At 59.6% G+C, this 16,820-nt stretch carries 15 protein-coding genes and 1 tRNA gene; 10 read left to right on the top strand and 6 right to left on the bottom strand.

The genetic code is table 11. From position 1 onward, the window contains the following. The first annotated feature begins 29 nt into the window (after window positions 1–29). From K1567_RS22300 to K1567_RS22255, 10 genes are all read left to right on the top strand, one after another. A complete protein-coding gene (locus tag K1567_RS22300; protein ID WP_034100131.1) occupies window positions 30–1,040 on the top strand; it encodes an ornithine carbamoyltransferase in 1,011 nt (336 codons plus the stop codon). Window positions 1,041–1,128: 88 nt separating this feature from the next. Beyond that, the gene (gene arcC / locus K1567_RS22295; protein ID WP_034100134.1) at window positions 1,129–2,058 is read left to right on the top strand and encodes a carbamate kinase; all 930 of its coding nucleotides are present in this window, start codon (window positions 1,129–1,131) and stop codon (window positions 2,056–2,058) included. An 18-nt stretch (window positions 2,059–2,076) separates the two neighbouring features. Then, on the top strand, window positions 2,077–2,439 hold the full coding sequence (locus tag K1567_RS22290) for a DUF5064 family protein (RefSeq protein ID WP_220698864.1): 363 nt from the start codon (window positions 2,077–2,079) through the stop codon (window positions 2,437–2,439). A gap of 186 nt (window positions 2,440–2,625) precedes the next feature. Continuing rightward, complete coding sequence (locus tag K1567_RS22285; RefSeq protein ID WP_169868240.1) at window positions 2,626–4,134, top strand: sigma-54-dependent transcriptional regulator; 1,509 nt, start codon at window positions 2,626–2,628, stop codon at window positions 4,132–4,134. Between the two features lie 424 nt (window positions 4,135–4,558). Further along, the gene (gcvH, locus tag K1567_RS22280; protein ID WP_034100140.1) at window positions 4,559–4,942 is read left to right on the top strand and encodes a glycine cleavage system protein GcvH; all 384 of its coding nucleotides are present in this window, start codon (window positions 4,559–4,561) and stop codon (window positions 4,940–4,942) included. Between the two features lie 10 nt (window positions 4,943–4,952). Further along, window positions 4,953–7,793, top strand: coding sequence for an aminomethyl-transferring glycine dehydrogenase (gcvP, locus tag K1567_RS22275; protein WP_220698863.1), 2,841 nt, complete (start codon window positions 4,953–4,955; stop codon window positions 7,791–7,793). A gap of 115 nt (window positions 7,794–7,908) precedes the next feature. Further along, on the top strand, window positions 7,909–9,285 hold the full coding sequence (locus K1567_RS22270; RefSeq protein WP_034100144.1) for an L-serine ammonia-lyase: 1,377 nt from the start codon (window positions 7,909–7,911) through the stop codon (window positions 9,283–9,285). A gap of 40 nt (window positions 9,286–9,325) precedes the next feature. Next, the gene (gcvT, locus tag K1567_RS22265) at window positions 9,326–10,450 is read left to right on the top strand and encodes a glycine cleavage system aminomethyltransferase GcvT (RefSeq protein ID WP_220698862.1); all 1,125 of its coding nucleotides are present in this window, start codon (window positions 9,326–9,328) and stop codon (window positions 10,448–10,450) included. Between the two features lie 393 nt (window positions 10,451–10,843). Then, window positions 10,844–11,056, top strand: a complete 213-nt coding sequence (locus K1567_RS22260) for a cold-shock protein (RefSeq protein WP_003365337.1) — start codon at window positions 10,844–10,846, stop codon at window positions 11,054–11,056. 93 nt (window positions 11,057–11,149) lie between these two features. Then, on the top strand, window positions 11,150–11,638 hold the full coding sequence (locus K1567_RS22255) for an RDD family protein (protein WP_034100149.1): 489 nt from the start codon (window positions 11,150–11,152) through the stop codon (window positions 11,636–11,638). Between the two features lie 66 nt (window positions 11,639–11,704). On the opposite strand, the gene nadA is transcribed toward K1567_RS22255, so the two are convergent. The 6 genes from nadA to tolB form a co-directional block, all read right to left on the bottom strand. Further along, window positions 11,705–12,763, bottom strand: a complete 1,059-nt coding sequence (nadA, locus tag K1567_RS22250; protein WP_034100151.1) for a quinolinate synthase NadA — start codon at window positions 12,761–12,763, stop codon at window positions 11,705–11,707. Between the two features lie 339 nt (window positions 12,764–13,102). Continuing rightward, window positions 13,103–13,178: transfer RNA gene (locus tag K1567_RS22245), tRNA-Lys, on the bottom strand. 147 nt (window positions 13,179–13,325) lie between these two features. Beyond that, entirely contained in the window at window positions 13,326–13,973 is a 648-nt protein-coding gene (gene queE / locus K1567_RS22240; protein ID WP_034100607.1) for a 7-carboxy-7-deazaguanine synthase QueE, read from the bottom strand. A gap of 164 nt (window positions 13,974–14,137) precedes the next feature. Further along, entirely contained in the window at window positions 14,138–14,971 is an 834-nt protein-coding gene (ybgF, locus tag K1567_RS22235) for a tol-pal system protein YbgF (RefSeq protein ID WP_220698861.1), read from the bottom strand. A 6-nt stretch (window positions 14,972–14,977) separates the two neighbouring features. Beyond that, window positions 14,978–15,478 carry a peptidoglycan-associated lipoprotein Pal gene (gene pal, locus K1567_RS22230; RefSeq protein ID WP_034100156.1) on the bottom strand — a complete coding sequence of 167 codons (501 nt, stop codon included), beginning with the start codon at window positions 15,476–15,478 and terminating at the stop codon, window positions 14,978–14,980. Between the two features lie 55 nt (window positions 15,479–15,533). Beyond that, window positions 15,534–16,814 (bottom strand): Tol-Pal system beta propeller repeat protein TolB, encoded by a 1,281-nt coding sequence (gene tolB, locus K1567_RS22225; RefSeq protein ID WP_034100158.1) that lies wholly within the window; start codon window positions 16,812–16,814, stop codon window positions 15,534–15,536. Window positions 16,815–16,820: the final 6 nt, after the last annotated feature.

The raw sequence follows: 16,820 nt of genomic DNA, 5'->3' as shown, positions 1-16,820 counted from the left end.
GGGATAACCTAAACAGAAGGAGATCCATCATGGCTTTCAATATGCGCAACCGCAGCCTGCTGTCGCTGATGCACCACACCACCCGTGAGCTGCATTACTTGCTGGACCTGTCCCGCGACCTCAAACGCGCCAAGTACACCGGCACCGAGCGTCCGCACCTGCAAGGCAAGAACATTGCGCTGATTTTCGAAAAAACCTCCACCCGTACCCGCTGCGCGTTCGAAGTGGCGGCCCATGACCAGGGCGCCCACGTCACCTACATCGACCCGGTCTCGTCGCAGATCGGCCACAAAGAAAGCATGAAAGACACCGCGCGCGTGCTCGGCCGCATGTTCGACGCCATTGAGTACCGTGGCTTCGAACAGGAAATCGTCGAAGAGCTGGCCAAGTTCGCTGGCGTGCCGGTATTCAACGGCCTCACCGCCGAGTTCCACCCTACCCAGATGATCGCCGACACCCTGACCATGCGTGAACACAGCGACAAACCGCTGCATGACATCAGCTATGCCTACCTGGGCGACGCGCGTTACAACATGGGCAACTCGTTGCTGATGATCGGCGCCAAGCTCGGCATGGATGTGCGCATCGGCGCACCGAAGGCCCTGTGGCCGCATGAAGATTTCATCAAGCAGTGCCAGGCTTTCGCTGAAGAAAGTGGCGCTCGCATCACCATCACCGAAGACCCCAAAGAAGCTGTGAAAGGCGTGGACTTCATCCACACCGATATCTGGGTATCCATGGGCGAACCGGTGGAGGCATGGGATGAGCGCATCGAGCAACTGCTGCCGTACCAGGTCAACGCCCAGATGATGAAAGCCTCGGGCAACCCTCGGGTGAAATTCATGCACTGCCTGCCGGCGTTCCACAACAGCGAAACCAAGGTCGGCAAAGATATCGCCGCGCGCTACCCGAACCTGGCCAATGGTGTGGAGGTGACCGAAGAGGTGTTCGAGTCGCCGGCCAACATTGCCTTTGAGCAGGCGGAAAACCGCATGCACACCATCAAGGCGATTCTGGTATCGGCGCTGGCGGATATCTAAAGGCTACACGGGTTAAGTGTGGAGGGGCTTGCCCCCTCCCACATTTGGTCCTGTGTTCGCATCATCGAACTCTAGAAGGACATTCTTTATGCGCATCGTCGTAGCCCTGGGCGGCAACGCCCTGCTCCGCCGTGGTGAACCCATGACCGCGGACAACCAACGCGCCAACATCCGCATCGCCACCGAACAGATCGCCAAGATCCACCCTGGCAACGAACTGGTAATCGCCCACGGCAATGGTCCGCAGGTCGGCCTGTTGTCATTGCAGGCGGCGGCCTACACCAGCGTCTCGCCCTACCCGCTGGACGTGCTGGGCGCCGAGACCGAAGGCATGATCGGCTACATCATCGAACAGGAACTAGGCAACCTGCTGGACTTTGAAGTGCCGTTCGCCACCTTGCTCACCCAAGTGGAAGTGGACGCCAACGACCCAGCGTTCAAGCACCCCACCAAGCCCATCGGCCCGGTGTACTCCAAGGACGAAGCGGAAAAACTCGCCGCTGAAAAAGGCTGGGCGATTGCACCGGACGGCGATAAATACCGCCGCGTAGTCGCCAGCCCACGGCCCAAACGCATCTTTGAAATTCGCCCGATCAAGTGGCTGCTGGAAAAAAGCGCCATCGTGATCTGCGCCGGCGGCGGCGGCATCCCAACGATGTATGGCGAAGACGGCAAACTCAAGGGCATCGAAGCCGTGATCGACAAAGACCTGTGCTCGTCGCTGCTGGCCTCGCAACTGGACGCCGACTTGTTGGTGATTGCCACCGACGTCAACGCCGCCTTCATCGACTATGGCAAACCCACGCAAAAGGCCATCGGCCAGGCCCATCCCGACGACATGGAAAAACTCGGCTTCGCCGCCGGTTCCATGGGGCCCAAGGTTCAGGCCGCCTGCGAGTTCGCCCGCCGCACTGGCAAAACCGCCGTGATCGGTTCACTCTCGGACATCGAAGCGATCGTCCAGGGCACCGCCGGCACACGCATCAGCACGGCAACACCTGGCATCACCTATCTGTGAAGTAGAGGAGATTCGCCTATGGCCACCTTTGAATCCGGTCACTTGCATATCGAGCGACATGCGCTGAACAAGGACGACTACAGCTACAACCTCTGTATCGACTATCAGGTTGAGCAGGACCCGAAGGAAGGCAAGGGCATGCGGTTCACGATCCATGGCTCGGTACAGGGCAATGAACTCAAGGAAACGTTCTTCCTGCCCAAGGACCAGGCATTCGACTTTGCCCGTCATGCGATGAATATTGCGCAGAAATACGGCATGCCCAAGGTCGCGGTATTGAACGGCTCGATGCACAAACAGTACGACCTGATGTTCGAGGATGTGCGGCACCAGCTGGATGTGAAATCGGGCGACCCGGTCAAACCCGAACACCTGGCATAATCCGGTCACACGGACGCACTACCGTTAAAACTGTGGGAGGGGGCTTGCCCCCGATAGCGGCGAATCAGCCACCGATACCTTGGCTGACACGTCGTGATCGGGGGCAAGCCCCCTCTCACAGTTTGATCTCTATCGCCTGCAAGGCATACTTGGCACCCTCCGCCCCCCAGAACCCAACGCCATCCCATGCGTATCCACGTCAGCTTCATCGACCGCGTCGGCATCACCCAGGAAGTCCTGGCCCTGCTGGGTGGGCGCAATCTGAATCTGGATGCGGTGGAGATGGCGCCGCCCAACGTCTATATCGATGCACCGACGTTGAGCGCCGAAGTGCTGGAAGAACTGCGCGACGCCCTGTTCAGCGTGCACGGCGTGCAGGCGGTGACCGTGGTGGACATCCTCCCTGGCCAACGCCGCCACCTGCAATTAGATGCCCTGCTGGCCGCCATGACCGACCCAGTGCTGGCCGTGGACAGTGCGGGCAAGATCCTGCTGGCCAATCCGGCGTTGATCGCGCTGTACGGCCGCGAACCGGCCGGCGAAAGCATCAGCGCGCTATTCAATGACCCGGCCTTGCTGGAAACCCTGCTGGAACAGGGCTTTCGCCTGCCGCTGCGCGAGATCAGCGTAAACGGCCAGACCTGGTTGCTCGACGCCACGCCGATCACCGATGCCGGCGCTCTGCTCACCCTCTACCAGCCCAACCGTATCGGCGAACAGCTGTCGGCCCTGCACCACGACCATGCAGAGGGCTTCGATGCGCTGCTGGGCGAGTCCCCGGTGATCCGCACCCTCAAGGCCCGCGCGCAAAGGGTGGCGGCGCTGGATGCTCCGTTGCTGATCCAGGGTGAAACCGGCACCGGCAAAGAGCTGGTGGCCCGCGCCTGCCACGCCATCAGCGCACGCGCCAGTGCACCGTTCCTGGCCTTGAACTGCGCGGCGCTGCCGGAAAACCTCGCCGAGAGCGAGCTGTTCGGTTACGCACCGGGTGCCTTTACCGGCGCCCAACGCGGCGGCAAACCGGGCCTGATGGAACTGGCCAACCAGGGCACGGTGTTCCTGGATGAGATCGGCGAAATGTCGCCGTATCTGCAGGCCAAATTGCTGCGTTTTCTCAATGACGGCAGCTTCCGCCGGGTCGGGGGTGACCGTGAGGTGAAGGTCAACGTGCGCATCCTCAGCGCCACCCACCGCGACTTGGAAAAAATGGTCAGCGAAGGCACCTTCCGTGAAGACCTGTTTTACCGCCTCAATGTGCTCAACGTGGAAGTGCCGCCCCTGCGCGCGCGCGGCCAGGACATCCTGCTGCTGGCGCGCTACTTTATGCAGCAGGCCTGCGCGCAGATCCAGCGCCCAGTGTGCCGCCTGGCGCCAGGCACCTACCCGGCGCTGCTGGGCAACCGCTGGCCGGGCAACGTACGCCAATTGCAGAACGTGATCTTTCGTGCCGCAGCCATTTGCGAAAGCAGCCTGGTGGACATCGGCGACCTGGACATCGCCGGCACCTCGGTGGCGCGCCAGAGCGACGTGGAAATCGACAGCCTGGAACAGGCCGTGGAAGACTTCGAGCGCGACCTGTTGGAAAAGCTCTACACCAGCTACCCCTCGACTCGCCAACTGGCCAGCCGTCTGCACACCTCGCACACGGCCATCGCCCATCGATTGCGTAAGTACGGTATTCCCAACAAGCCCTGAACAGGTCCATGGGATCTGACTATGGAACACAGACAATGTGGGAGGGGGCTTGCCCCCGATGGCGGCGGGTCAGTCACAGGTTAGTTGGCTGATCGGTAGTCATCGGGGACAAGCCCCCTCTCACATTGAATGCACTGCCAACGTTTGGTCTGAGAACGACATCCACTGTACTGAAAGCGCTACAGCGTAACGATATCGCTACAGCCCTGCTTTTTACGCGCCATGCAAGGCTTTGATCCACATAGGCTTTTTTTCAGCCGCTCGACTGTAGCGAAATCGCTACACCTCACGCACACCTCATATCGTCAATTTTCTATAACCCATTGATTCATATGACTTAAATAACATTGGCCGCGATTTTGCTAAGCAACTGCCACTGTTTCCATTCCGTCCACCAGACGAATTCTGGCCCTGAGGAGTTTGCATGAGCGAATTGCGTTTTACTGAAGATCACGAATGGCTGCGCGCCGAAGCCGACGGCAGCGTCACCGTGGGCATCACCGCTTTCGCACAGAACGCACTGGGTGATGTAGTTTACGTGCAACTGCCAGAGCTGCAGGCCTACACCAAGGGCGACGAAGCCTCCACCGTGGAATCGGTCAAAGCCGCCAGCGGCGTGTACATGCCGTTGGACGGTGAAGTGCTCGAAGTGAACGACAAGCTCAGCGAAAGCCCGGAGCTGGTCAACGAAGACCCGATGGGCGATGGCTGGTTCTTCCGCTTTAAACCGGCCGATGCACATGCAGTGACTACGCTGTTGGATCAGGACGCGTACGACCGCCTGATCAAAGCCAACGCCGAAGCCTGAGGAGCACGCCATGACCGTTAATCTCACCACCGCCAACGAATTCATCGCCCGCCATATCGGCCCGCGCCAGGCAGACGAGCAACACATGCTCGCCAGCCTGGGCTTTGACTCCCTGGAAGCCCTGAGCGCCAGCGTGATCCCGGAAAGCATCAAGGGCACCAGCGTGCTCGGCCTGGAAGACGGCATGAGCGAAGCCGAGGCGCTGGCGCGAATCAAAGCCATCGCCAGCCAGAACCAACTGTTCAAGACCTACATCGGCCAGGGCTACTACAACTGCCACACACCGGCGCCGATCCTGCGCAACCTCCTGGAAAACCCGGCCTGGTATACCGCCTACACCCCTTACCAGCCGGAGATTTCCCAGGGCCGCCTGGAAGCGCTGTTGAACTTCCAGACCCTGATCAGCGACCTCACCGGCCTGCCGATTGCCAACGCCTCCCTGCTCGACGAAGCCACCGCCGCCGCCGAAGCCATGACTTTCTGCAAACGCCTGAGCAAGAACAAAGGCAGCAATGCCTTCTTCGCCTCGATCCACAGCCACCCGCAGACCCTCGACGTGTTGCGCACCCGTGCCGAGCCATTGGGCATCGATGTGGTGGTGGGCGATGAGCGCGAACTGAGTGACTTCAGCCCATTCTTCGGCGCCCTGCTGCAATACCCGGCCAGCAATGGCGATGTGTTCGACTACCGCGAACTCACCGAGCGCTTCCATGCCGCCAACACCCTGGTGGCCGTGGCCGCCGACCTGCTGGCCCTGACCCTGTTGACCCCACCGGGTGAATTCGGCGCAGACGTGGCCATCGGCAGCGCACAACGCTTCGGCGTGCCGCTGGGCTTCGGTGGCCCGCATGCGGCCTATTTCTCCACCAAAGATGCGTTCAAGCGCGATATGCCAGGCCGTCTGGTGGGCGTGTCCGTTGACCGTTTCGGCAAGCCGGCCCTGCGTTTGGCCATGCAGACCCGCGAGCAGCACATCCGCCGCGAGAAAGCCACGTCCAACATCTGCACCGCCCAAGTGCTGCTGGCCAACATCGCCAGCATGTACGCGGTGTATCACGGCCCCAAAGGCCTGACGCAGATCGCCCAACGCATTCATCAGTTGACCGCCATCCTCGCCAAAGGCCTGAGCGCGCTGGGCCTGAAGGTCGAGCAAACGCAGTTCTTCGATACCCTGACCCTCAACACCGGCGCCGCCACCGCTGCCCTGCACGACAAGGCCCGCGCCCAGCGCATCAACCTGCGCGTGGTCGACGCTGAGCGGGTTGGTCTGTCGGTCGATGAAACCACTACCCAGGCCGATATTCAGGCCCTGTGGGCGATCTTCGCCGACGGCAAGGCCCTGCCCGCCTTCGACGCCCAAGCCGACAGCTGCCTGCCGGCGACGCTGCTGCGTCAGTCGCCGATCCTCAGCCACCCAGTGTTCAACCGTTACCACTCCGAAACCGAGCTGATGCGCTACCTGCGCAAACTGGCCGACAAGGACCTGGCGCTGGACCGCACCATGATTCCGTTGGGCTCGTGCACCATGAAGCTCAACGCCGCCAGCGAAATGATCCCGGTGACCTGGGCCGAGTTCGGCGCCCTGCACCCGTTCGCCCCAACCGAACAAAGCGCCGGTTACCAGCAACTGACCGCCGACCTGGAAGCCATGCTCTGCGCGGCCACCGGTTATGACGCCATCTCCTTGCAACCGAACGCTGGTTCCCAAGGCGAATACGCCGGCCTGCTGGCGATCCGTGCTTACCACCAGAGCCGTGGCGAAGCCCGTCGCGATATCTGCCTGATCCCCTCGTCCGCCCACGGCACCAACCCAGCCACCGCCAACATGGCCGGCATGCGCGTGGTCGTCACCGCCTGCGACGCCCGTGGCAACGTGGACATCGAAGACCTGCGCGCCAAAGCGATCGAGCACCGCGAGCACCTGGCCGCGCTGATGATCACCTACCCGTCCACCCACGGCGTGTTCGAAGAAGGCATCCGCGAAATCTGCGGGATCATCCACGACAACGGCGGCCAGGTGTACATCGACGGCGCCAACATGAACGCCATGGTGGGCCTGTGCGCACCGGGCAAGTTCGGCGGCGACGTGTCCCACCTGAACCTGCACAAGACCTTCTGCATCCCCCACGGCGGTGGCGGCCCAGGTGTTGGCCCGATTGGTGTCAAATCGCACCTCACGCCTTTCCTGCCGGGCCATGCGGCCATGGAGCGCAAGGAAGGCGCGGTGTGCGCGGCGCCATTCGGCAGCGCGAGCATCCTGCCGATCACTTGGATGTACATCAGCATGATGGGCGGCGCGGGCCTCAAGCGCGCGTCGCAACTGGCGATCCTGAACGCCAACTACATTTCCCGTCGCCTCGAAGAGCACTACCCCGTGCTGTACACCGGCAGCAACGGCCTGGTGGCACACGAGTGCATCCTGGACCTGCGCCCGCTCAAGGACAGCAGCGGTATCAGCGTGGATGACGTGGCCAAGCGTCTGATCGACTTCGGCTTCCATGCCCCGACCATGTCGTTCCCGGTGGCGGGCACCCTGATGATCGAACCGACCGAGAGCGAATCCAAGGAAGAACTGGACCGCTTCTGCGACGCGATGATTGCCATCCGCGAAGAAATCCGCGCGGTGGAAAACGGCACCCTGGATAAAGACGACAACCCACTGAAAAACGCCCCGCACACCGCCGCCGAACTGGTGGGTGAGTGGAGCCATCCGTACAGCCGTGAACAGGCGGTGTACCCGGTTGCATCGTTGATCGAAGGCAAGTACTGGCCGCCGGTGGGCCGGGTCGACAACGTGTTTGGCGATCGCAACCTGGTGTGTGCGTGCCCGTCGATAGAGCTTTATGCCTAAAGCAGTTGGAAGCGGCAAGCTACAAGCTGCAAGTTAAAAGCCGAGAGGCTCTTTCTTACCGCTTGTGGCTTGGAGCTTGCCGCTGCTCCTATAACAAGAAACCGGAGAACCACTCATGTCTTTAAGCGTGTTCGACCTGTTCAAGATTGGCATCGGCCCCTCCAGTTCCCATACCGTCGGCCCGATGCGCGCCGCCGCTCGATTCGTCGAGGGGCTCAAGCGTGACGCGCTGTTGAGCGCCACCACTCACGTCAAGGTGGAACTCTATGGCTCCCTCGGCGCCACCGGCAAAGGCCACGGCAGCGACAAAGCCGTGCTGCTGGGCCTGGAAGGCGAACACCCGGACACCGTGAACACCGAAACCGTGGCCACGCGCCTGGCGCAGATGCGCAGCGACGGTCGCTTGAACCTGCTCGGCGAACACAGCATTGCGTTCAACGAGAAAGAACACCTGGCGATGATCCGCAAGCCCCTCGCCTATCATCCCAATGGCATGATCTTCCGCGCCTTCGACGCCGCCGGCCTGCAGATCCGCAGCCGCGAGTACTACTCAGTCGGCGGTGGCTTCGTGGTGGATGAAGGTGCCGCCGGCGCTGACCGGATTGTCGAAGACGCCACGCCCCTGACCTTTCCATTCAAGAGCGCCAAGGACCTGCTTGGGCATTGTGCGACGTACGGATTGTCCATCAGCCAAGTGATGCTGACCAACGAAAGCGCATGGCGTCCAGAGGCGGAAACCCGGGCCGGCCTGCTGAAAATTTGGCAGGTCATGCAAGACTGTGTCGACGCGGGCTGTCGCAACGAAGGCATTTTGCCCGGTGGTTTGAAGGTCAAGCGCCGCGCCGCGGCCCTGCATCGTCAACTGTGCAAAAACCCGGAATCGGCGTTGCGCGATCCGTTGTCGGTGCTTGATTGGGTCAACCTGTACGCCCTGGCGGTCAACGAAGAAAACGCCAACGGCGGGCGCGTGGTCACAGCGCCCACCAACGGTGCGGCCGGGATCATTCCGGCGGTGCTGCATTACTACATGCGCTTTATCCCAGGAGCGAACGAAGACGGCGTGGTGCGTTTTCTGCTCACCGCCGCCGCCATCGGCATTCTTTACAAGGAAAATGCGTCGATCTCCGGCGCCGAGGTGGGCTGTCAAGGTGAGGTCGGCGTGGCTTGCTCCATGGCCGCCGGCGCACTGTGTGAGGTGTTGGGCGGCAGCGTTTCGCAAGTGGAAAACGCCGCCGAGATCGGCATGGAGCACAACCTCGGTCTGACCTGCGACCCCATTGGCGGCCTGGTGCAAGTGCCTTGCATCGAGCGCAACGCAATGGGCTCGGTGAAGGCGATCAACGCTGTGCGCATGGCCTTGCGTGGTGATGGGCAGCACTTCGTGTCCCTCGATAAGGTCATCCGCACCATGCGCCAGACCGGCGCCGATATGAAAAGCAAATACAAGGAAACCGCCCGTGGCGGTTTGGCGGTCAACATTATCGAGTGCTGACGCCTAAAGGCGCGCCAGCACGTTTTTTCAGGAGCTGAACATGTCCACCGAAACCCTATTGAAAACCCCGCTGCATGCCCTGCATATCGAGCTGGGCGCACGCATGGTGCCCTTCGCCGGGTACGACATGCCGGTGCAATACCCGCTCGGTGTCATGAAGGAGCACCTGCACACCCGTGATCAGGCCGGGTTGTTCGATGTGTCCCATATGGGTCAGATCCGTCTGAGTGGCGCCAATGCTGCCAAGGCCCTGGAAACCTTGGTGCCGGTCGACATCATCGACCTGCCGGTGGGCATGCAGCGCTACGCGATGTTCACCAACGATCAGGGCGGCATCCTCGATGACCTGATGGTGGCCAATCTGGGTAACGATGAGCTGTTCCTGGTGGTCAATGCGGCCTGCAAGGATCAAGACCTGGCCCACCTGCGCCAACACATCGGTGATCAGTGCACCATCGAGCCGCTGTTCGAAGCGCGCGCCCTGTTGGCGCTGCAAGGCCCTGCAGCGGTGAAGGTGCTGGCGCGCCTGGCGCCGGAAGTGACCAAGATGACCTTCATGCAGTTCGCCGCCGTGCGCCTGCTGGGTGTGGATTGCTACGTCAGCCGCTCCGGCTACACCGGCGAGGACGGCTTTGAGATTTCCGTGCCTGCGGCCAGCGCTGAAAGCCTGGCCCGCAGCCTGCTGGCCGAAACCGAAGTACAACCCATCGGCCTGGGCGCCCGCGACTCCCTGCGTCTGGAAGCCGGCCTGTGCCTGTACGGTCATGACATGAACACGGACACCACGCCTATCGAGGCCAGCCTGCTATGGGCCATCTCCAAGGCACGCCGCGCCGACGGTGCCCGCGCCGGGGGGTTCCCGGGGGCGGACCGGATCTTCACCCAGCAACAGACTGGCGTGAGCCGCAAGCGCGTGGGCTTGCTGCCCCAGGAACGCACGCCAGTACGTGAAGGCGCTGAGATCGTCGACGCATACGGCAGCGTGATTGGCAGCGTCTGCAGCGGCGGCTTCGGCCCAAGCCTGGGCGGCCCACTGGCCATGGGTTACCTCGACAGCGCCTTTACCGCTCTGGATACAGAAGTCTCTGCGTTGGTGCGTGGGAAAAAGGTGCCACTTCGTGTAAGTAAAATGCCATTTGTGCCACAGCGTTACTACCGTGGCTGATTGACTGTTCCTATAAGTAACGCGGTCGCGCCAAGGCGCACTAAACTGTAACGCGACCGCCATAAAACAGTGCATTTACGATAGTTAATATGACTGGCGGCTGCCTATATCAAGTGATTAGGACTATCGAATAAGTCAGTTCCATTATATTCAACGAAGTGTCATCAGCCCGCGCAATGCGGGGCGTCCGGCAGGGCTTGTTTTTATCGTATTAGTTGGCGTAGAGTTTGCCCACTGTGTTTGCATGGGTCGCTTGGAACCTGGACCTGGGCAGTAGCTGAAGTAGTTTTGCTACAACCCGTTCGACGTCTCTTACTTTCCTGCAACCCAGCCCAGTACTCTTTCGCGTGAAAGGGGCTGTCATTAATTTTTTAGCGTCAAGGAAATAAGAAAATGGCTGAACGTCAGAGCGGTACCGTCAAGTGGTTTAACGACGAGAAAGGGTTTGGTTTTATCACTCCAGAAAGCGGTCCGGATCTGTTCGTGCATTTCCGCGCTATTCAGGGCAACGGCTTCAAGAGCCTGAAAGAAGGCCAGAAAGTGACCTTCGTTGCGGTGCAAGGCCAAAAAGGCATGCAGGCTGACGAAGTTCAAGCAGAAGGCTGATTCCTCTGCGACAAAAAGCCCCTGATATGACATCAGGGGCTTTTTTATGGGCGCAATTCCGTAAAATGGCTTTTTCCTTCCGAGAGCCCTGCCATGTCCAAACCCCTGCTGAGCCCCCAAGGCGAATTTCCCGCCGTTGGCCTGGGTCGTCGTTTGGCAGCGATGTTCTATGACTTCCTGTTGTGCACCGCCCTGATGATCGTCACTGCGTTTATCTACAAACTGATCTGGATCGCGTTCGTGGGCGAAGCCAGGATGCGCACGTTGACCGAATCGGGCGCCTTGGATGGCGACCCACTGCTGTCGACGATTCTGTTGTTTGTACTGTTTGGGTTCTTCGCCAAGTTCTGGACCCATTCCGGCCAGACCTTGGGCATGCAGGTGTGGGGCGTACGCGTGCAGAACGCCGACGGCTCGCGGATCAGCCTGTGGCAAGCGCTGCTGCGCTTTGTGGTGTCAATTGCGTCGTGGCTGTGCGTGGGGCTAGGGTTTCTCTGGTCGCTGTTCGACAAGCAGAAACGCAGCTGGCATGACATCTACTCGGATACGCAGTTGGTGCGGATTCCGAAGCAGAAAAAATAACCCCGTGCCTGGTACAGATCAAAATGTGGGAGGGCCATACCCTCCCACGCTTTTTACCGCACTCGACTATGCGTTACCGGCCAGCTTCAGGCGCGCAGCCTGAGTAAAATCCAGCATGCGCTTAAGCGGTCTCACAGCCTGTGGAATCACTGAGGGTTCGACGAAGATCTCGTTGCTGCCCTCACGCAGGCACTGCAGCGTGCGCTCCAGCGTATTCATGGCCATCCACGGGCAGTGTGCGCAACTGCGACATGCCGCACCGTTGCCGGCCGTAGGCGCTTCTACGAAGACCTTGTCCGGGCATAGCTGCTGCATCTTGTAGAAGATCCCGCGGTCGGTCGCCACGATGAAAGTCTTGTTCGGCAAACGCTGCGCTGCGGCAATCAGTTGGCTGGTGGAGCCCACCGCATCGGCCAGCTCGATCACCGACGTGGGAGACTCCGGGTGCACCAGGATGGCTGCATCCGGGTACAGCGCCTTCATATCTTCCAGCTGCTTGGACTTGAACTCTTCATGGACGATGCAGGCACCGTCCCACAGCAGCATGTCGGCGCCGGTCTGGCGCTGGATGTAGGTGCCCAGGTGTTTATCCGGGCCCCAGATGATGGTTTCGCCGTTGTCCATCAGACTCTCGACAATTTCCAGCGCACAGCTGGACGTCACCACCCAATCAGCCCGCGCTTTTACCGCAGCCGAGGTATTGGCGTACACCACCACGGTACGCTCGGGATGCTGATCGCAAAACGCCGAAAACTCATCTACCGGGCAGCCCAGGTCCAAAGAGCAGGTCGCTTCAAGCGTAGGCATGAGAATGCGTTTTTCAGGTGTAAGGATCTTGGCCGTCTCCCCCATGAAACGCACGCCGGCAACCAGCACGGTCTTGGCCGGGTGCGCGGCGCCGAAGCGAGCCATTTCCAGGGAGTCGGAGACACAGCCACCGGTCTCTTCGGCCAGGGCCTGAATCACCGGATCGCAATAAAAGTGGGCTACCAGCACCGCGTCTTGAGCTTTGAGCTCAGCGGCGATGGCGGTACGCAGGCTCGCCTCTTCCTCGGCGCTGAGAGCCTTAGGCTGCTTGGCGTCGAGATGGGCTTGAACCAGTAAGCGTTCGGAAATGTGCGTCATGTTCGCAAGACCTGCAGGCGCAGAAGCGCGAAAGTCGAGTGTACCACCGGCTCTGGAGCCCTTCGGGCACCGCCGGACGAAGTGATTGTGTTCATCAAGCACGGGTGAAACTGAAGCTGGGCAAGGCTACAGAATATCGAATGGATTCAAAAGCCTAATCTGGTATTCGCGGGGGTGCCTGTCGGGTAAAAAATGGGAACCTCCGGGATCATCGCTGTAGTACTGCCCGAGGCGTCTTTCAAACCCTTCCGACTCCGTCCGCCCCCCAAATGGCAGGCAAAAAAAAACCCGGAAATCCTCACTTACGTGGGCCTTCCGGATTTTCTAAACCGCTAAAAATGGTGGGTCGTGTGGGATTCGAACCTACGACCAATTGGTTAAAAGCCAACTGCTCTACCAACTGAGCTAACGACCCGCTGTGTGGTGGCGCGTATAATACTGATTTCTAAGGACTATTCAACACTTTATTTAAAATAAATCAGAAAAAACACCTTATCGCCGTGATTCAGGCTATTTGCAAGCCCCATACAACCCACCAAGGCCGAGTCCGAGAAGCTGAATTTCAACGACCCGGCTCGTCGTTCCACAGGTATTTATGGAGCTGCAGCTGCAAGCGCACCGGCAGATTGTCTGCCACTATCCAGTCGGCCAGGTCGCGGGCATTCAGGTCATGGTGGCTTGGGGAAAACAGCACCTCACCTGCGCGCCGCTCAAGACCATACTGAATCAGCTTTGATACTGCCCAGTCGTAATCATCACGAGAACAAATCACGAACTTGACCTGATCGTTGACGCTCAGCAGATCCATATTTTCGTAGCGGTTGCGATGCGCCTCTTTTGAATCCGGGGTCTTGAGGTCGACCACGCGGCTCACGCGAGGGTCTACCGCAGAGATGTCCAAGGCGCCGCTGGTTTCCAGAGACACTTCATAACCTGCGTCACACAGCTGCTTGAGCAACGGGAGGGCATTGGGCTGTGCCAGGGGCTCACCGCCCGTCACGCAGACGTAACGGGGCTTGAAACCTGCCACCTGCTCCAGGATATCGTCGAGGGTACGCACGGTGCCGCCACTGAAGGCGTAAGCGCTGTCACAGTATTGGCAACGCAAAGGGCAACCTGTCAGCCGTACAAATACAGTAGGCAGGCCTGCGGTTCGCGTTTCACCCTGTAACGAGTAAAAAACTTCGGTAATACGTAATGTGTCTTGCATAATCGCCACGGGCGTAACAGCTAAACAGGCTGTCCGCCTCCGTCAGGCACTTCTAGGAACCCCGCCAACGCGTAGACCCCAAGAAGCGTGTTTCATAAAAGGGCGTGGATTCTAACGAAAAAACCCGCGCCAGGCGCGGGTTTCTTCTAAACGGGCAGCTTCGCTTACAAGCGTTGCAGGTCGCGTTGAGCCAACTGGGCAGCAGACGTCCCCGGATACTGGGCCACTACTTGCTGCAGAATGCCTTTGACCTTGTCGGTATGACCCAGGCGGCGCTCTACGTCAGCCAGCTTATACAGCGAGTCCGGCACCTTGGCGTGCTTGGGGTACAGCTGACTGACCTTGGCAAATGCCTGGCCGGCACCTTGCAAATCACCCTTGGCGAGGTTGACTTCGCCAAGCCAGTATTGAGCGTTGCCCGCATATTGGCTGTTGGGGTATTTGCGCAGAAATGCGGTAAAAGCCTGGCTGGCTTTATCGAAGTCCTTGGCTTTGATCAGGTCGAAGGCAGCATCGTAATAGAGCTTTTCCTTCACTGGGTCACCCGGTTCGCTGCTGGCGGCGGGGGCTTGGCTAGCGGCCGCCCCGGCTGCTGCACCACCGGCAGCAGCGCTTGGCGCGCCACCGGCAGAAGAATTATCAGGAGTAGCGGCAGGTGTAACTCCGGCTCCTATACGTCGATCAAGATCCTGGTATCGCTCCAGGCCTTCTTGCTTGAGCTGGTTCACTTGATTCTGCAGAACTTCAATCGCGCCTTGTTGCTGCGCAAGTTGATCCTGCATGCGTTGCAGCTGATTGAACAGTTCGCCCTGTGCCGAGGGCGCGGACGTAGCCGCCCCCCCAGCATAGGCGCCGTTCGTGCCATAACCCGCTGGCGGATAACTGCTCCCGCTATTGTTATAGCCAGAGTTGCTATCTTCCACAGGAACCGCAGCCCACACCGCAAGCGGTGCGAAGCTGAGAGCCAATACAGTTAGAGCACGACGGCACGTTCGCATGACGAATTACTTACGCAGTTCGACGCGACGGTTTTGAGCCCAGGACTGCTCGTCGTGGCCAGTAGCAACTGGACGCTCTTTACCGTAGGAAACCAGTTCCAGCTGAGCTGGCGAAACGCCTTGCAGGACCAGGTAGCGTTGAACGGCTTTAGCACGACGCTCGCCCAGTGCCATGTTGTACTCACGAGTACCACGTTCGTCGGTGTTACCTTCCAGAACAACGCGAGCGCCGTTAGCTTTCAGGTCCTTCGCGTGAACGTCCAGAGCGCGCATGGCTTCTGGCTTCAGGTCCGAACTGTCGTATTCGAAGTAGAAAGTAGTGATCGCGCGCAGAGCAGCTTCTTCGCTCAGGGAGCCGTCAACTGCACCAGTGTTAGCGCCATAACCAGCGTTTGGATCAACAGCTGCGCCTTCACCGGCATTGTCGCCGCCTTTGGACGAGCAACCAACGGCTACGGACAGAGCCAGAGCCAGAGCAGCAAACTTACCAAACTTCAGCATTTCCATCGTGAAACTCCTAATGAACCCCAGTGTGTTAAGCAAATCTTTTTGTAGCGCCGCGTCAGTTCAGGTAAGGGGACCAGGATGGTTCTCTGACTTCGCCTTGTGCGGTAGGAAGCGGGAGCCTTACGCGTCCATTAATGGACACGAGCATCAAGACTCCCCGGCCCTGCTGGCGGGTGGCGTAGATTACCATGGTGCCGTTGGGCGCAACAGTAGCTGACTCATCAAGGTTGGTATCTGTAAGGATTTTTACGGTTCCGCGCTGCAAATCCTGGGCCGCAACCCGGAAATTAGTGAAACCATCCTGACGGTGAATCATCACCAACGTCTTTTCATCAGCCGAAAGTTTAGGGTTGGCGTTGTAGTTACCGATAAAGGTCACTCGTTCCGCACCGCCACCGCCAATACTGGACTTGTAGATTTGTGGCTTACCGCCACGGTCGGAAGTGAAGTAGATGGTCGAGCCATCCTTGCCCCAGAACGGTTCGGTATTGATGCCCGGGCCGCTGGTAACACGGGTGATCTGACGCGAAGCCATGTTCATCACGTAGATATCCGGATTGCCATCTTTAGACAGCACAAACGCCAGGCGCGAGCCATCCGGTGACCAGGCAGGCGCGCCGTTAAGGCCTTCGAAGTTGGTGATCTGCTCACGGCGACCGGTATCGATATGCTGCACAAAGATACGTGGGCGCTTCTGTTCGAAGGACACATAGGCAATACGCTTGCCGTCCGGTGCAAAGCGCGGCGACAGGATCGGCTCGCGCGATTGCAGCAAGGTCACTGCCCGCGCACCGTCGTAGTCCGAACGTTGCAGGGTGTAGCGAGTGTTATCTACCGAGAAGCGTTCAGCCGTTACATAGAGCAGACGCGTAGAGAAAGCACCTTTGATGCCGGTGAGCTTTTCAAACGACTGGTCCGAAATGTAGTGGGCCATGTCACGCAATTGTTCGGTGGTGCCCGACACGCTGCCGGTCAGGACCTGCTGCTCGGTGGCCACGTTGAACAACGCGTAGGTGATTTGCAAGCGGCCGCCAGCCGGCACAATGTTGCCGACCATCAGGTACTGGGCGCCAACGGCTTTCCAGTCACGGAACACGACTTCGCTGGCCTGGTTTGGCTGGCTGATCATGTTGCCTTTTGGAATTGGCGCGTAATAACCGGAGTTGCGCAGGTCGTCACTGACGATCTGTGCCATGTCGTCCGGCAATACACTGCCGCCTTGCCAACCGAACGGCACTACCGCGATCGGAGTGGCCCGATCGCTACCGCTGGTAACCAGGATGTTCTTTTCATCCGCCGTCGCTATCCCTGCCATACAGCAAATAACGACAAGCATTCCTCG

It is taken from the genome of Pseudomonas sp. S5F11, assembly GCF_019641515.1.
Lineage (GTDB): Bacteria > Pseudomonadota > Gammaproteobacteria > Pseudomonadales > Pseudomonadaceae > Aquipseudomonas > Aquipseudomonas rhodesiae.
The sequence above is the reverse complement of the archived record's forward strand: the minus strand, read 5'-3'. Positions and strand labels throughout refer to the sequence as shown.

What these genes read in the sequence shown, in the direction of transcription:
- K1567_RS22300 (WP_034100131.1), top strand. Translation starts at nt 30, where the DNA reads ATGGCTTTCAATATGCGCAACCGCAGCCTGCTGTCGCTGATGCACCAC.
- arcC (WP_034100134.1), top strand. Translation starts at nt 1,129, where the DNA reads ATGCGCATCGTCGTAGCCCTGGGCGGCAACGCCCTGCTCCGCCGTGGT.
- queE (WP_034100607.1), bottom strand. Translation starts at nt 13,973, where the DNA reads ATGCAAGACACATTACGTATTACCGAAGTTTTTTACTCGTTACAGGGT.
- gcvP (WP_220698863.1), top strand. Translation starts at nt 4,953, where the DNA reads ATGACCGTTAATCTCACCACCGCCAACGAATTCATCGCCCGCCATATC.
- pal (WP_034100156.1), bottom strand. Translation starts at nt 15,478, where the DNA reads ATGGAAATGCTGAAGTTTGGTAAGTTTGCTGCTCTGGCTCTGGCTCTG.
- tolB (WP_034100158.1), bottom strand. Translation starts at nt 16,814, where the DNA reads ATGCTTGTCGTTATTTGCTGTATGGCAGGGATAGCGACGGCGGATGAA.
- ybgF (WP_220698861.1), bottom strand. Translation starts at nt 14,971, where the DNA reads ATGCGAACGTGCCGTCGTGCTCTAACTGTATTGGCTCTCAGCTTCGCA.
- K1567_RS22255 (WP_034100149.1), top strand. Translation starts at nt 11,150, where the DNA reads ATGTCCAAACCCCTGCTGAGCCCCCAAGGCGAATTTCCCGCCGTTGGC.
- K1567_RS22270 (WP_034100144.1), top strand. Translation starts at nt 7,909, where the DNA reads ATGTCTTTAAGCGTGTTCGACCTGTTCAAGATTGGCATCGGCCCCTCC.
- gcvH (WP_034100140.1), top strand. Translation starts at nt 4,559, where the DNA reads ATGAGCGAATTGCGTTTTACTGAAGATCACGAATGGCTGCGCGCCGAA.
- gcvT (WP_220698862.1), top strand. Translation starts at nt 9,326, where the DNA reads ATGTCCACCGAAACCCTATTGAAAACCCCGCTGCATGCCCTGCATATC.
- K1567_RS22285 (WP_169868240.1), top strand. Translation starts at nt 2,626, where the DNA reads ATGCGTATCCACGTCAGCTTCATCGACCGCGTCGGCATCACCCAGGAA.
- K1567_RS22290 (WP_220698864.1), top strand. Translation starts at nt 2,077, where the DNA reads ATGGCCACCTTTGAATCCGGTCACTTGCATATCGAGCGACATGCGCTG.
- K1567_RS22260 (WP_003365337.1), top strand. Translation starts at nt 10,844, where the DNA reads ATGGCTGAACGTCAGAGCGGTACCGTCAAGTGGTTTAACGACGAGAAA.
- nadA (WP_034100151.1), bottom strand. Translation starts at nt 12,763, where the DNA reads ATGACGCACATTTCCGAACGCTTACTGGTTCAAGCCCATCTCGACGCC.